Here is a 15,318-nt window from a genome sequence, read left to right as displayed (position 1 = left end):
ACGGCCCCGCCAGTACCCAGAAAGGACAACTACGATGCCCGACCACCCGCGCATCACCTCGCCCGTGCAGGCCGCCCGCGCCGTCCGCTCCGCACTCGGCGCTGTCGGGCTCGCCGACGTGCGTCGCGTCACGTCGCGAACCGTTGCTAAAGGCGGGCGGCTCTACGGCACGATCCGCACCGACGTGTACCTGGCCGCGCACCACGACCGCGACGCCATCGCGGACGTGTTGCGTACCCTGCCTGGCACCGTCGCGGTCGACGCGGAGGAAACCCACGTATGCGCGTATCGGATCATCGCAACTGAAGGGTCCGTCGAGACGCCCGAATCTGGGATTCCGCGATGACACTGCGCGTCGACTGCCTATGACGCCGCACGCCTGCATTGGCGGGCCACGGTTGCGATCACGGCTACCCCGCATGCGGACCTTGAGTAGCGTCCATAACCCAGCCGAGCTGCAATGTGCACCCGCAGCGGTCCGGCCCCAGACCACCGCTCGCGGCCGGACCGCCCTGCCGGCCATTCGTACCATGACCGAGCCGCTGCCGCGGACCTGGGATCGCCTACTACCCGCCAGCGCACTCCTGAACGCCTGTGGGACTGGCCGAGTTGATCGACGTGAGGGTCGAGTCGTGCTCGGCTCGCGTGCAACCGGCCGGTCGATGGTCCTGGGCAGCGGTGTCACCGGCAGCGATTCATCGGTCCTCGAACTTGCCGTCCACCTTCAGCGGGCCGAGGTTCTCCAGCACCTTCATTACCGTGTCGTCCGGGAAGCCTTCCGCTCGGCGAGCGCTGATTTCGACGCGTACCTCTAGGTCCACGCCATCCGGTGCGGTCAGCAGCGCTAGGAGGTCTTTGCTTAGTCTGTTCAGGTCACGAGAAAAGCGTTCAGGATCAACGGAATGTGAGCCCCAGAACCGCGTGTTCTTCACAACCGTCGTCGCTGCGGTCGTGGACGTGGCCGTCGGGGTCGTGCCACCGCCGTCGGGCTGTTTCGTCGGGGCTGCAGAGCCATGACCCTGGTCGCCTTCCTCTTGCCGCTCAGCCCGCCGTGCGCGTTCTTCCTCCTCGCGTTGCGCCTTTGCAGTCGGACACCGTTCTCGCAACCGACCCCGAAACCGGCAAACAAGGCCCCCGTAAAGTCACCCACCTCTGGATCCACCAAGACCAACTCGCAGACCTCGAACTCGCCGACGGCACGAAGATCACCACCACCGAAGACCATCCCTTCTGGAACCACACCGACCAGCAATGGCAGCAAGCCCAGCAACTCAACCGCGGCGACCTACTCCTGAGCCCTGGCGGGGCCCGCGTAGCTGCGGAAGGGCTGCTTGTCGGGACGATGGCCTGGGCAACGGCATACAACCTCACCATCGATGACATTCACACGTACTACGTGCTCGCGGGCACGGCGCCGGTGCTCGTCCACAATCAAGGGCCTGACGATGATGGTTGGGATCCGCGATGGGGTCCTAAGCCGGAGTGGAACCCTGGTAATGTAGATGACGATGGGTACCGAACCCCGCGCACCAACACCGCTCAAAACAAATCATTTGATGATGCTATCCAAGAAGCGGAGAGGAAAATTGGGAGAACCCTCAGCCCCGCCGAACGTCGCATTGTTCACGACAAAATCACGAAACAGGGCTATGGATATCACGAGATCGTCAGCGAGGCGGTCAACACCTTCGGTAAATGTCGATGACGGACGCCGTTGAAGGCTCGGGACCGCTATCGGCGCTGATTGGTGAGCGCTTTTCTGGCGTGGGGCAGGCTGCCGGGATGGGCGTATTCGAGTTCGGTGTTGATTTGACGGATGTGGATCCGGAATTGGGGGTAGGCAGTCGCGGAGCGAAATACGCCCTGCACGTGCAATGCGCCTTCCGGCTTACCCGAAACGGGTTCGTTGTCCTTGGATCCACCGACCAGCGCTGGTTGGGAAAAGGAGGTAGTGGGTCGCAATCGATGTTCGACGTGCGGGCCCAAGCCATTGACGGAGCCCTTGCGAAATCACCGCACATAGTAGTAAGGGAAATCTCGCTTTCCGGGCATGGTGACCTGGGAATTATCCTCACCAATGGTGTCGGAATCGACATCTTCATAGATTCCTCCAGGCCATCTGAGCAGTGGCGATTTCTTCAGAGATTCGGCGAGCATCTGATTTTCCCGGGCCGGCGAGGCGGGGAATGATCTGGCCACCCGTACGACCTTGTTGCCTAATTCTCGCCGCCTCGGCGAGTTCACGTGATTATAATCGTCGGGGTGTGGGGTTGTACCTGCCGAAAATTACGTCTGGGGGCGCTGTTGCGCTGCCCGTTCCTTGGGTGGGTGGAACCGATCTCGGGCTTGGGATCAGATCGCTATGGTGAGTTCGGTGAACGCGGCGGCGATCCCCGTTGCCTGGGGGACGTCCACGGCGAAGTTCGTAATGGCCCCGGCGAAGGTTCCGCATGAAGGCGTGCCCGGCGATGATCGTTTGTGCGGTCAGGTCAGTGCGTAACCCGCGCATCGGTCGTAACCGGTGTTTCAGGTGGCTGTGATCGGCCTCGATCGGATTGTTCGCGTAGCGCTCAACGTGGTGCCAGGCCGAGGAGATGAGGTCGTCGAGTACCGCCGGGTAGACCGGGGCGGCGTCAGTGGCTACCTCGCTTGGAGTCACCTTCGGCACCCGTAGCGCCGGCTGGAAGAACCGCCGGGCCGCGGCGGCATCACGGCGAGCGGAGACCAGCACGTCGATCACCTGGCCGTGCTGGTCGACCGCGGGTAGACGTACCTGTGGCGCTCGTAAAGTCGACTTAGGTGCCGTGACGTGCGGCTTTGTGCGTCGCCAAGCCAGCGGCGACAGCGATGATCTGAGACCATGAGCGCGTCGTTGGTCTATCTCCTACTCCGCCAAATCCTGCAGATGCTGATCCAGTTCGCCCGTGGCGACGGCGCCAAGGACGTCGAGCTACTCGTGCTGCGCCATCAGGTCGCGGTCCTGCGTCGCCAGATCTACCGCCCCGAGCTGGCGGTGCTGGCGGGTTCGGTGAGGTCGGTGAAGGTCAGAGACGCGCCGGGGTTCCACCGGCGGCGTTACATCGGCGGAAACCGTCTCCCGATAGTGTGTCCGCAGGATCGTGACGGTTCCGCGGCACGCCGTCGCGGGGCGACCGGGCGGCCGGTCTGACGTCCGAGGTTGACGTCCATCGTAGAGGTGTCACAGCTGATAGGGGTTGTCTATGACGGGACGTGATGAGGCTCTGGCGATGGGGCTCGACACCTCCACCGCGCATCCCGCCCGGCGATACAACTACTGGCTCGGTGGCAAGGACCACTTCGCGGTGGACCGGGAGTCCGGCGACCGGATCGCCGCCGCGTTCCCGACGGTCCGCACCGCGGCCCGGCAGAACCGCGAGTTCCTCAAGCGGGCGACGGGGTTCCTCACCCGGGTGGCCGGCATCCGCCAGTTCCTCGACATCGGAACCGGCCTGCCCACCGCGGAGAACATCCACGAGGTGGCCCAGGCCATCGCCCCCGAATCCAAGATCGTGTACGTCGACAACGATCCGATGGTGACGTCACACGCCCGGGCGCTGCTGAGCGGCGATCCGCGCGGCGCCACCACCTACCTCGAGGCCGACCTTCGCGAGCCGGAGAAGATCCTCGCGCACCCGCAACTTCGGCAGACCCTCGACCTGGGCCAACCGGTCGGGCTGATGCTCATCGCGGTCCTGCACTTCGTGCACGGCACAGGAGCGGCCACGCCGATCGTCCGGCACCTGCTCGGGGCGTTGCCCGCCGGTAGCTACCTGGTGGTGTCCGCCGCCACCCTGGACTTCCATCCACCCGAGGGCGCCGCCATCCAGGAGGCCATGCTCGCCGACGGCCGGACCGACGTGTGGGCGCGGAGCCGAGCGGAGATCGCCGACCTCTTCGACGGCCTCGAACTGGTGGAGCCGGGCATCGTCGCGGTGAGCGACTGGCGCGCCGAGACGGAGCCCGGGTTCCGGCCCAGCCCGGCCGAGGTGGCGCTGTACGGCGGCGTCGGCCGGCTCGGCTAGTACTCCAGTCGTAGCTGGTTGGTTCGGTGTCTTCGCTGGTAGTGGGCCTGTTTGGCGCGATATTGGTGTCGGCGTCGCCACCATGACCACCGATGGATGTGATCGAACGGTCGAGCGGTGGTGGTCAGATGTGCCAGGAGACGGCGATGTGTGGTGCCGAAACTCAGCCATGCCCTCTGAACTGGTGTTTTGGCTGCAATGCCAATCAGTAGAAGAGATCAACCTGAACGTGTTCAAGGAAGTCGGCCCACAGATTGACATGTTCAACGCTATACCCGAACGTGCGGTATGCCTTCAACGAATGCCCAGCTCACAAGGGATGACCGAGTTTCGGCACCCCGACAGGATCGGGCGGTGCTGTCCGCGCTGACGTGGCTACTGCCCCGAGTGCCGCGGGAGCACCGGATCGTGACCACGCCTACCCGGGCCCGGTGGGTGGCATTGGATGCATCCGAGCCGGGTGGGCCGTCCGTCGAGGGATGGTCTTGGGGGAGCAGATTGGGAGCAGCGCTGTGCTCCCAACGGCGCTGAACTGCGCTCAATGGCCTTGACCTGCATGTATCGTCGCCGGCCCGAACTGCGCCCCTCGCGTCGTTGCTGGTCAGAGCGTTGTGGTCCGTTCCTTGACACAACTGCGCGCAACGGCGCTGAACGGACTTCAACTGCTGTCTATCGTTCCTGGCAGAGTGAGGTGCGGGGGTGGGGTTGGTAACGAGCGGCTGACCTGCTGAACGTTTCATTGGGAGCGGATTTGGGAGCAGTCGCCGAGATGATCTCTGTCGCCTTCGATTCGAAGGCGTCGGTCAGGGCAGGTATTCGATCAAGGCGCGGGTCAGGCGCGATGCGGAGACCTGACATCTTCCGAAACTCGGAAGAGGTCACCGCCCGGCTCGTGCCGTGGAAGTGACCTCTTCCCAATCGGAAGTACTCCTTGCGACGCTAGGAGCCCTCCAGGCAGCGCCCACCCACAAGGCAAGAGGGAGGCCCCTGAGGGAAGCCTCACCGCCTGCTGTGTAGCGATTGAAACGTATCCCGACTGGCGCGGATGTCAGGTGGCGGATGTCAGGTGGCGGATGAGCCAGTCAACGAGTGCGCGGGCGACTCCAACGATGAGGCCCATGGTCGCTGCCGTGATCAGCCTTGGGCATCGTCGGTTTCGGGGCTCGTCGTGGTGCTGCGGCACGGTCTGCTCCCTTGCATTGGGCGGAGGGACTGTGTGGTGGAACAGCCCCGGTTCGTCAATGCTGGAAGCGGCGTGGAGAGATTCACTCAGTTGCGATGGGTGGTGTCCTGGTGACACGCTGGTGGGCTGTGCGGGATGCTGGGCGGCGATGAGTAGCGACAGGACCCGGACAGGGCGCGTTCGACCGCGGCCACTGGAGGCGCCAGCGTTACCGGCTGGTCCGCTGCGAAGCCTGAAGGCCGCGATTTACGACCTCTACCTGCGGGCCGAGACACCGACGCTGGACGAGATCGAGGCCGAGATTGACACACTGGCCCTGGAACTCGTAAGCCTGCTGCGCTCCAGCACAATCGATCAGGATCAGGCCGAAGCTGAGGCCGACGCGCTGGTCGGCGCCGCGCCGCGGCGCGACACGATCAGCCGCATCATTGCCAGCCCGCGTATACCGCCGAATCAGTCCGATGTGGTGGCCGTCGCGGTGGCGTTGACCCGCCTGGCGGGGGGTGTACCTGGTCCTGACGTGCGCAAATCCGTTACAGCGCTGGTCGAACAGATTCGCCGGCTGTGGCTGGCGGCCCGTTCCGCTCCTCCACTCCCGCGGCTGGGCAAGCTGATCAGGGACTGTACTCCGCTGGCGTTGGAGGTACACCGGGCGATCGAGGTGCCCGGCCGGGGCGGAGGTCTGCCGGTGCTTCCGCCGTATGTACCCCGCGCGCACGACGCCCTGGTTGAGTCGGTCATCGCGGCTGCCACGGCCGGAACCAGTCGGATGGTCACGCTGGTTGGAGCGTCATCGACCGGGAAGACGCGGGCCTGTTGGGAATCGATTGGGCGACTGTCGAGTCAGTGGCGGCTGTGGCATCCGATAGATCCCTCCCGGCCGGCCGCCGCGGCCGAGGCACTGGACGAGGTCGGCCCGTACACGGTGGTGTGGCTCAACGAGGCACAGCACTACCTGCTTACCGCCGATCCGGCCCTTGGAGAACGCATCAGCGCAAAGTTGCGGACCCTGCTCGATGACGCGGACCGCGCCCCGACGCTGGTCATGGCCACCATGTGGCCGCAGTACTGGGCAAGGTTGACCACGCGGCCCGGGGCGGATGACCAAGACCCGTTCGCGCAGGCCCGTGACCTGCTGTCCGGGACCGACATTGCGGTGCCGGACAGCTTCACCAGTATCGACATGCAAGCCCTAGCTGAGAAGGCGGACAACGATCCACGGATGCGGCACGCCGCCAAGCACGCCGATAACGGTCGCATCACTCAGCACTTGGCCGGTGTGCCGGAATTGCTGCAGCGCTACCGAAATGCCCCACCGTCGGCCCGGGCGGTCATCCACACCGCGATCGACGCTCGACGTCTCGGTCACCCCCTAGCTATCCCCCGTACCCTGCTGGAGCAGGCCGCCCCCGGATACCTCAGCGAACACGATTGGCAGCAAGCCGGCGACGACTGGCTCGAAGCAGCCCTCGCCCATAGCGCAACACCTTGCCACGGTGTGCCCGGACCGCTGACCCCCATTCGTTCCCGGGTCGGTGAACCCACACCGGGAGGCCAGCCGCACTACCGACTTGCCGACTACCTCGAACAGATCGGCCGCAACGAGCGTGCTGGGGTGTTCCCGCCTGCGGCTTTCTGGCTCGCCATCGCTGCCACCGTTACCGACCCGCAAATCCTACGTACCCTTGGCAAGCAGGCCGAGCAACGGGGCCGATACCACCGGGCGACCCTGTTGTACCGGCGGGCCGCCGAGCAGGGCGACATCTCTGTTCTGGGGGATGTGGTCCGGCTACTGGAGCAGGCCGGAGACCACCTCGACGCAGAAGCCCTAGCCGTGCAGGCTGCCGACTGCGGTGACATCTCTGCACTGGGGCGCCTGGCCCGACTACGGGAGCAGGCCGGCGACCACACTGGCGCCGAGACTCTGTACGGGAAGGCCGTCGACCGTGGCAATGTCTACGCGCTTTTGAGACTGGCCTTGCTGCGGGAGCAGGCTGGTGATCGTTGCGGTGCTGAGGCGGTAGCGGTGCAGGCTGCTGAGCGGGGGAACATCTCCGCGTTGCTGAATCTGGCCCGGCTGCGGGAGCAGTCTGGTGACCACTCCGGCGCCGAAGCGCTGTATGGGCAGGCAGTCGAACGTGGCAATACCTACGCGCTGGCGGACCTGATCCGGCTACGGGAACAGGCTGGAGACCAATCTGGCGCAGATGCGCTAGCCGCGCAGGCTGCTGACCGTGGCAACGTCTACGCGCTTTTGAGACTGGCCTTGCTGCGGGAGCAGGCTGGTGATCGTTGCGGTGCTGAGGCGGTAGCGGTGCAGGCTGCTCAGCGGGGGAACATCTCCGCGTTGCTGAATCTGGCCCGGCTGCGGGAGCAGTCTGGTGACCACTCCGGCGCTGAGCTGCTGTATCGGCAGGCGATCGAACATGACAATGCCTCGCCGTTGAGGCATCTCGCGTGGCTGCGGGAGCAGGCCGGTGATGACCTTGGCGCTGAAGGTCTGTACCGGCAGGCTGCTGACCGTGGCGACACCTCCGCGCTGCGGCGTCTGGCATGGCTACGGGAGCAGTCTGGTGATCATCCCGGCGCCGAAGCTCTAGCCGTGGACGCTGCCGACCGCGGTAACAGCACGGCGCTGAGGCATCTCGCGTGGCTGCGGGAGCAGGCCGGTGATGACCTTGGCGCTGAAGGTCTGTACCGGCAGGCTGCTGACCGTGGTGATGCTGTTGCTCTGGGGCACCTCGCGTGGCTGCGGAAGCAGGCCGGTGATGACCTTGGCGCTGAAGGTCTGTACCGGCAGGCTGCTGACCGTGGCGACACCATCGCGCTGGGACACCTAGCTCGCCTGCGAGAGCGAGCGGGTGACCACGGCAACGCCGAGGCCCTAGCTATGCAGGCTGCCGACCGTGGCGATATCACCGCTCTGAGGCACTTGGCCCGCCTACGGGAGCGAGCTGGTGACCATCCCGGCGCCGAGACGCTGTACCGGCGGGCCGTGAACCGCGGCAACATCTACGTGCTGGGGGACCTAGCCCGGTTGCGGGGCCGGACCGGTGACCAAGCTGGTATGGACCGTATCCGGCGACTGGGACTCGCCGACGATGGTTCCCCATCGAGCGGGCTCTAGTTGTAGTGGTGACCGTGAGCGTTGTTGACGGCGGGTCGGCTTGATCCATGTTCGGATAGGTCCAGTGGCGTCGCACCAGCCGCCGGTGCCAGGCCAACAACGTCGCTGGGGCGACGATCCGATGCGCCCGTATCCGGCGGGGTAGCAGGCGGGCCAGGGCCGACAAGATCGCCCGGTCCGGCCAGGACAACCGCGGCCGGCCGGAGACGTGGCGGCGCAGCACCGCCACCTCATGCCGCAACGCGAGGACCTCGACAAGCAACAACACCCTGTCACTGCGGATCAACAACCCCAGCCCGCTGAACAGGCTGATCATCCCCAGGTACAGCAACCGCACGACCATACCCGGGGTCATCAACCGAGCTGAGAGATCCCAGCTCACAGCCGATGCGATGAGTTATGGCACGGCACAGGATGATCTGGCGCAAGATCAGGTCAAGCCCTGACCAGTCCTGGCCCGGCAGAGGTCGCCCACCGTTGCGCCGCGCCGCCGCGACCTTGGCCCGGTATGCCTGCTGGATGGACGCCTTGCCGGTCACCTCGCCCTGATAGCGCTGTACGCCGGCCAAGAATGACGTCCACTGCACCGGGCGCAGGTTGCCGTTCATGTCTCGAAGCACGTCGAGACCGAGGTAAAGTTCGATACTGCCGGCGACCCCGTTGACGTCGGAAGCGGCGAGAACCCCGTCTGGGGCATTGCTGCTCGGCGGACCGAGGGTGGGATAGTTGCGGGCCATGGGAAGGTCGGGGTAGCAACCGACGACGATGTTTTTAGGCAACGGCACTTTATCGAGTCCCCGTCTGGCGTCGGCTGCGGCAGAGTCGTTATCGAACAGGGCAACAATTCGGTTGGCGATCCCGGCTGCAGCAAAGGACTTGATCGACTTCACCAGCGCCGATGCGCTGGCGTCGGGCCGCGTCTCGAAATCTAGGAACCGCACCAGGTCGGTCAAGTGTGGGTACAAAATTGACAGCGCGCCACTGAGGAACTCAGCATCGGTGCGGCCTTCGGTAAGCACGACGGTGGGCGAATAGGTGGCGCCTAGCAACTGCATGAAGAGCAGGGAGTCGGATGCTGTTGTTCCGCATTCCTCTTCCAACCATCCCTCGCCGCGGTCGGAGAGGGTCACCGTCACCTGCTCGTCGGGGAACGCCAGCAGGCCGAGTCGCAACGCGTAGCGATAGTCCAGCGAGTCAAGCAGGTCGAGGAGCCATTCAACGTCGGTCTCGTAGCCCCTGAAGAGGCCGCGAGGATCGCTGGCCGCTGCGGCGGCGCGAGTTGTTTCGATCCAGGTGGGACCATCGAGGTGGTCAAGGAGGTCACGCTTGACCCTGTGCGAGTCCACGAGTTCCATCTGCCTCGGATTCTCGGCGCTGTGCCTCGGGTTGTCGGCGACCCACTCCTTCTTCAGGGTAACCCCGTCCGCGAGTGCGTCGAACACTGCGGCCTGGTCGACGCCGATTACATCGAGCCGGTCCGCGAGCTGGTAGCCGGGCATGCAAAAGGCAATCTGAGCGAGGTCATAATCGTCGGGTTCGATCTCGGCATCGTCGCGCAGAATCGCCAGTAGATGTCCCTTCTCGCCCTCCCTAATGCGTGCCACCGTGTGCGGGCCCACCTTGATCAGACCGTAGGTGCTCATGTGGCGGCTACCGGCCCTCTCGCAGCGGGCCGGTTCACGGTCGCCTTCACCTCCTGTCGGCTGCGTGAGTCCTTCCGATTCTATGCCCGGTCGCTGCCCGCTCGGCGGTCGCGGCCTTCGCGCCTCGGAGTCGGTGCCGGACGCGCTTGCACGCGCCGCTCACGATGCCGTGGATCTGCCGAATAGAGGAGTCCGACAGTGGTCGGCATTGGTGGGGTCGGCAACGAATCGCACTCGTGCTCGGCCTAGGCGCGGTGATCGATGTCCTTGCGCCCGCGGCAGTGCGTCCGACAGGTACGCAGCGGCGCGTAGAACGAATCGAGGATTTTCCCGTCGAGGCGGCCAACAGCCAGTTCCCCGAGCGACGGGCGCACATGGTTGCGTTCGTAACCCTCGTACGTGACCCGGGTCGTGGGCTCGACATCGAGCACCTCCAGGTTCCGGTCCACGAGCTGGTTGACCGTGGCCTTCGTGTGCGTGTTGCGCTTCTCGTCAACCTGGTTCAGCAGCCGGGTGCGGATCCGCTCGGCTTCATGTTCATGCGCGGCCGTAGGTCCGGCCGGGACGCTCTCAACAAGGTAGTGCCGCTTTCGGGAGACCGGATCAATGCCGGAATAGACCCGCACTCGGAGTGAGCCGCTCGGCAAGGTTCAATCTCGCCACGAGAACGCTGGCGCCTCTTCGGTTTGGGCGGCATGGAGCGACCGTAGCGCTATCACCATGAATTATCGAGCCACCCGTAATCACGAGAGGAAATATACTGGGACGGGGGAGCCTTCATCGAAGGCTCGCAACAGCGGGTAGCCCACGTCCGGCTCAACGGCGGGGATATAGCAAGCCGAGCCCAATAGCCGCCGGTGCAGCTCATAGGCAGCCTCGCCTCCGAACTCCGTCATGTAGGCATCGTAACCAAACTTCGAGATGATGTGCAGTGTCCACCGCATGCGGCGCTTTACCTTGCGTGGGATGCGCGGCCGATCCGCAGCTTGAGATGCCCCTGCACCCGCTCGATGCGGGCGGTCAACGGACCTTCAGGCCCACGTGTCCTCTCAGCACCGTAGGGGCTCTCCGCGCGGTTCGAGGTCACGACGCTGAATTTCGTCTTCAGTGCGGCAAATCCGTCGGGCAGGACCCTCACGCCGAGCGAGACGAGCACGCGGCCATCTCCAATCGGTGTGCGCCCGCGCTGGGAGCGTTCTCCCATTGTCATAGATCTACTCGCTTTTGAATGACTATTCGATAAATATAGATCGGTATGAGACTTCCGTTTTGCCCGCTGCGTGCCGAGCCAGGTTGGCGAGACAACTCGACTTGTCCGACGACGCCATACTCGACGCGTGACGATCGACTGGGGCACCATCGACTGGGCCGACCCGCCCGCTTGGATTGCGGCCGCCCTCTCATTGATCGCTGGCGCCATCGCCCTGCGTGCGTTAAAGCACTCCAAGAGATCGGCCGACGCCTCCACGACGTCCGCCGAGGCTTCTACGGAAGCGGCCAGCGCTGCGAAGGTCTCGGCACAGGCTGCGGTGAGGCAGGCAGCCGCCGCCGAGCGTCAGGTCGAACTCGCCGAGGCGGCGCTCAGGCTCGCCGAGGAGGGCGCCGCCCGCTCCAACGCGTGGGCCGACACGGAGCCGGTGACGGAGGCACTGACGGGACCGAAGCCTCCGTACGTGGCCTGGTGGGTCGAGCACAAGTCGAAGAACACGTACCTACTGCGGAACATCGGCACGGATACCGCGCGCAACGTCGAGATCGACGACTCCCGGATCGCCTGCGGACGCAGGATGGACGTCCTCTACACCGAGGTAGCACCGAACGAGACAGCCAAGTTTCTGCTACTCCCCGCATGGGGTCACCCGAAGCCCGACGAGCTGTGGGTGCGCTGGGAGGGGCGCCCGGAGTGGACCGCTGTGCCGGTGCCGTGACCGGAGCTACGGGACCGCTACATGAGGTCGAAGGCCTCGGCTCCCCGGCGCTCGCCCACCACCAACCGGTCGGGCTCCATCCGCAGCGCCTGCCGGACCGGGTCGCTCAGCCCGACCGAACCCCCCTTCACATTCGGGGTCTGGGCCCGAAGGCTGACGACGTGCGAGTGCAGCGGTCGCAACTCGGCGGCGTCCTCAACCAGCACGATCCGCTCGGTCGGCGGCACCAGGCCCAGCCGGGTGTTCAGCAGCGTCGTCCTCCCGAACCTGCGAGATGTACTACATCAGTTCTCCCTGTTCAGGGGCCAGATCGACGTGCGTTGGATGAGATGAGACCGGCCCTCATGGTCATTCACAGCGAGCATTGCCAGGAGTGATGAAGTCGCGTCAGGACTACCCGCATAATGCCTCACGGATCAGAGTGGGGCGGTCACCGGAAGATCAGTAAACGCCCTACCATCAGCCGTTACCTGCTCGAACAGGCTGGCTGGTGTTCCGGTCTACCTCGCGATCTGGTGTCAAACAAGGGAGGTTGGAACATTGGGACGGGTATCCAGGGGGCGCCCCGGCTCCATGCACATCGCAGATTCCCGTCAACCGCGGGCGGGAAGTTGGTACGGCCCGGCGGTAGTTAAGGTCCTGTTCGTTGCTGCGGGCGCCCCTCACTCCGTCCTGGTTGGCACTGGCGGTACGCGCTGCCTTGTCCCCCCTTCACAGGGCACGAGTCGTTCCCGCTGAACGTCCCGCTTCCGTTTTGGCTGGCCAGAGCTTGATCACAGAACCGGTGCGGATGACAGCGCCCGACCTTAACGATTTTTCCGACTTATCCCGGCATACACACTCTGGACGTTGACTTCCTCACAGTGCAAACACATCGCTCACACGCAAGGTCGTCGCGCGGTTTACGGTCTGACTTCGCACGCCGACACCGATGGCGTACCGACCATGCGGAAGCGACTGCCGCTCTAACCGAGTGACAGCCGCTTCCGCGACAGGACACCTGCTGGAACAGGGGTCTCTGTCCTTGCTCCCGTCCCCCAACCGTCAAGTCAGTAAGGAAGCAGGAACGTGGGCACACTAGCCAGCCCAGACGACAACGTCCATGATCATCAGGCATGTCGTAACCAATCCCACAACGATCCGCACACTCCCGGAGTCGTCAAAGCAGCCTTGGTTACGGCCACCACCATCTGCGGGACTGTCGCGACGATCGCGACGATCGACGCCGTGGTGGGCGGTGGTGGCACCGCCAAGTGGGCGATCGGCGTAGTCGGCGGGATCTTCACCGTCGTCACCGCAGTTGTGCTGGTCTACGTGTGGCGGCGCCACTGACCCTAGCGTCGACTGCACGACATGATCAAAGTGCGGGGGAGTGGTCTCCTACCCCCGCACTTTGACTGCCAGGTTATTGATCGCGCGGAAGGTTCAGCGGTAGCCCTCTCCGGTCACCGCGACTTCAGGTGTTGTAACCCGTACACGACTCGTTGAACAAGTTGTGACCGCCGTTGAGCACATCAGCCGCTGCCTGCTCGCCGCCGACTGCTACCTGGCCCAACCTCGCGAGCCCCACTCGCCGGTTTTGTCAGCCGACGACGAGCAGTACATCGACCTACTGGTTGCGCATGCCCCTGTACCGTGCCACAACTCGCCGCACATGCTGTGAGCTGGGAGTTCTCGACCTGATTGATGATCGTCCGTATGGTCGTGCGGTTGCTGTACCTGGGGATTATCCGCCTGTTCAACGGTCTGGGGTTGTTGATCCGCGGCGACAGAGCGTTGCTGATCGAGGTCCTCGTGCTGAGGCATGAGGTAGCGGTGCTCCGTCGGCGGGTTCGGGGCCGGCCGCGGCTGTCCTGGCCGGACCGGGCGGTCCTGTCGGCCCTGACCCGCCTGCTGCCGCGTCAGATGCGGGAACATCGGATCGTCACACCGGCGACGTTGCTGGCCTGCGCTGACCGTAGTCGGCGAGTACGTCAACCATTTCAACGACCACCGGGTGCGCCAGGAAGTACAGCTTGACCGAGCGGAGGTGGAAGGACTCCGCCAGCGGCCTGTCGTAGCGGGCCGTTTGAAGTGGGAGGCAGCCTGACTCCGGAGACGCGGGTGAGGGCGGGAAGCAGCCTCGACAACGACGGGACGTGCCGGCACTGCCAGACGGCGCGGGTGTCGTCGGCGCTTGAATCTGGACCCTGCTGGGGCGTCTGAATTTGGACCCCTTGCCCGTGTTTGACCTTACCTAGTTGTCGGTCTTTGTAGCCGCTGGGACGCGGCCGAGGTCGCGGTCCTTGAGTCTGTAGCTGTCTCCCTTCATGGAGATGACCTCGGCGTGGTGGACGAGGCGGTCGATCATGGCTGCGGCGACGACGTCGTCGCCGAAGACCTCGCCCCAGCGGCCGAAGGGCTTGTTGCTGGTGACGATCAGACTGGCGCGTTCGTAGCGGTTGGACACGAGTTGGAAGAACAGGTTCGCGGCTTCGGCTTCGAACGGGATGTAGCCGACCTCGTCGACGATCAGCAGCGGGATCCGGCCGAGTTTGACCAGTTCGTCCTGGAGGCGGCCGGCGTGGTGGGCGTCGGCGAGGCGGGACACCCACTGCGCGGCGGTGGCGAACGCGACCCGGTGCCCGGCCTGGCAGGCCCGGATCCCGAGGCCGATGGACAGGTGGGTCTTGCCGGTGCCGGGCGGGCCGAGGAAGACAACGTTCTCGCGGCCGGTGATGAAGTCGAGGGTGCCGAGGTGGGCGATCGTCTCCCGCTTCAAGGAGCGTTGGTGGTCGAAGTCGAACTCCTCCAGGCTCTTGCGGGCAGGGAACCTCGCGGTGCGGATACGGCCCTCACCGCCGTGAGCCTCCCGGGCGGCGACCTCGCGTTGCAGGCAGGCAGCGAGGAACTCCTCGAACGTCCAGGACTCCGCACGGGCGCGTTCGGCGAGACGTTCGACCGAGGCGGCCAGGGATGGGGCTTTCAACGCCCGGGTGAGGAACGCGAGCTCCGAGGCCACGTTCCGGCTGGTCTTGACGGGCATCAGGCCATCACCTCCTCAATCTCGATACCGAACACGCGGTCGTAGTCGGTGAGGGTCCGGTGTTGCACCTCGGTGACGACCGGCCTGACAGATGCCAGACGGTGGGCCTGCCGCAGCCGGGCCGCCGCGTCGCGGTGGACCGGGTCGGTGATGGTCTGACCAGCGGCCCAACACCTGTCGTGTGAGGCGACCGGCCGTCCGTCGCAGGACACGTTGACCTGGTCGGCGTCGGCTGTGATGTCGACCCGTCGACCGACCACCGCCGGATCCACCGAATAGTCGTTGGCGTCCACCCGGACGTAGTGGTCCCGGGGCAGCCGGGTCGACAACCGCCAGCCGGTGACCGGCGGCACCGGCGGCAAACAGACC

Annotated in this window: 13 protein-coding genes and 2 pseudogenes; 8 read left to right on the top strand and 7 right to left on the bottom strand. The window is 65.0% G+C overall.

The genetic code is table 11. The annotated features are described in order from the left end of the window. Positions 1-34 precede the first annotated feature (34 nt). On the top strand, positions 35-346 hold the full coding sequence (locus ACFP2T_RS46745; protein ID WP_377434200.1) for a hypothetical protein: 312 nt from the start codon (positions 35-37) through the stop codon (positions 344-346). Between the two features lie 349 nt (positions 347-695). On the opposite strand, the gene ACFP2T_RS46740 is transcribed toward ACFP2T_RS46745, so the two are convergent. Beyond that, positions 696-932: a hypothetical protein gene (locus ACFP2T_RS46740; protein ID WP_377434198.1), complete on the bottom strand. Its 237-nt coding sequence runs from the start codon at positions 930-932 to the stop codon at positions 696-698. 158 nt (positions 933-1,090) lie between these two features. On the opposite strand from ACFP2T_RS46740, the pseudogene ACFP2T_RS46735 reads away from it, so the two are divergent. Together ACFP2T_RS46735 and ACFP2T_RS46730 are read left to right on the top strand one after the other, a co-directional pair. Continuing rightward, positions 1,091-1,438: pseudogene (locus tag ACFP2T_RS46735) on the top strand (polymorphic toxin-type HINT domain-containing protein); the annotation flags it as partial. A gap of 257 nt (positions 1,439-1,695) precedes the next feature. Next, positions 1,696-2,190, top strand: a complete 495-nt coding sequence (locus ACFP2T_RS46730) for a hypothetical protein (protein ID WP_377434195.1) — start codon at positions 1,696-1,698, stop codon at positions 2,188-2,190. A gap of 58 nt (positions 2,191-2,248) precedes the next feature. On the opposite strand, the gene ACFP2T_RS46725 is transcribed toward ACFP2T_RS46730, so the two are convergent. Further along, on the bottom strand, positions 2,249-2,836 hold the full coding sequence (locus ACFP2T_RS46725) for a DDE-type integrase/transposase/recombinase (protein WP_377434242.1): 588 nt from the start codon (positions 2,834-2,836) through the stop codon (positions 2,249-2,251). Between the two features lie 24 nt (positions 2,837-2,860). Here ACFP2T_RS46725 and ACFP2T_RS46720 point away from each other — a divergent pair, with 24 nt between their 5' ends. The 3 genes from ACFP2T_RS46720 (at position 2,861) to ACFP2T_RS46710 (ending at position 8,353) form a co-directional block, all read left to right on the top strand. Next, positions 2,861-3,169 (top strand): hypothetical protein, encoded by a 309-nt coding sequence (locus tag ACFP2T_RS46720; RefSeq protein WP_377434193.1) that lies wholly within the window; start codon positions 2,861-2,863, stop codon positions 3,167-3,169. A gap of 52 nt (positions 3,170-3,221) precedes the next feature. Then, positions 3,222-4,043: an SAM-dependent methyltransferase gene (locus tag ACFP2T_RS46715; protein WP_377434191.1), complete on the top strand. Its 822-nt coding sequence runs from the start codon at positions 3,222-3,224 to the stop codon at positions 4,041-4,043. Between the two features lie 1,331 nt (positions 4,044-5,374). Then, positions 5,375-8,353, top strand: a complete 2,979-nt coding sequence (locus ACFP2T_RS46710) for a tetratricopeptide repeat protein (RefSeq protein WP_377434189.1) — start codon at positions 5,375-5,377, stop codon at positions 8,351-8,353. Positions 8,354-8,625: 272 nt separating this feature from the next. Here the strand turns inward: ACFP2T_RS46710 and ACFP2T_RS46705 are convergent, their stop codons facing one another. Beyond that, the gene (locus tag ACFP2T_RS46705) at positions 8,626-9,996 is read right to left on the bottom strand and encodes a hypothetical protein (protein WP_377434186.1); all 1,371 of its coding nucleotides are present in this window, start codon (positions 9,994-9,996) and stop codon (positions 8,626-8,628) included. Between the two features lie 245 nt (positions 9,997-10,241). Beyond that, entirely contained in the window at positions 10,242-10,622 is a 381-nt protein-coding gene (locus tag ACFP2T_RS46700; protein WP_377434183.1) for a hypothetical protein, read from the bottom strand. Positions 10,623-11,333: 711 nt separating this feature from the next. Between ACFP2T_RS46700 and ACFP2T_RS46695 the strand changes: the two genes are divergently transcribed. Next, positions 11,334-11,924 carry a hypothetical protein gene (locus ACFP2T_RS46695; protein ID WP_377434180.1) on the top strand — a complete coding sequence of 197 codons (591 nt, stop codon included), beginning with the start codon at positions 11,334-11,336 and terminating at the stop codon, positions 11,922-11,924. A gap of 20 nt (positions 11,925-11,944) precedes the next feature. On the opposite strand, the pseudogene ACFP2T_RS46690 reads toward ACFP2T_RS46695, so the two are convergent. Next, positions 11,945-12,187, bottom strand: a pseudogene (locus ACFP2T_RS46690) (ATPase, T2SS/T4P/T4SS family); the annotation flags it as partial. A gap of 805 nt (positions 12,188-12,992) precedes the next feature. Here ACFP2T_RS46690 and ACFP2T_RS46685 point away from each other — a divergent pair. Continuing rightward, on the top strand, positions 12,993-13,256 hold the full coding sequence (locus ACFP2T_RS46685) for a hypothetical protein (RefSeq protein ID WP_377434178.1): 264 nt from the start codon (positions 12,993-12,995) through the stop codon (positions 13,254-13,256). A 904-nt stretch (positions 13,257-14,160) separates the two neighbouring features. On the opposite strand, the gene istB is transcribed toward ACFP2T_RS46685, so the two are convergent. Continuing rightward, positions 14,161-14,949, bottom strand: a complete 789-nt coding sequence (gene istB / locus ACFP2T_RS46680; RefSeq protein ID WP_377434175.1) for an IS21-like element helper ATPase IstB — start codon at positions 14,947-14,949, stop codon at positions 14,161-14,163. Beyond that, positions 14,949-15,318 (bottom strand): Mu transposase domain-containing protein (locus ACFP2T_RS46675; RefSeq protein WP_417629223.1); only part of this gene is annotated, 370 nt, incomplete at its 5' end. The genes istB and ACFP2T_RS46675, both read right to left, overlap by 1 nt.

Source organism: Plantactinospora solaniradicis, from assembly GCF_042658085.1.
Lineage (GTDB): Bacteria > Actinomycetota > Actinomycetes > Mycobacteriales > Micromonosporaceae > Plantactinospora > Plantactinospora solaniradicis.
Note: the sequence above shows the minus strand (reverse complement) of the source record. Positions and strands in the feature narration are given on the sequence as shown.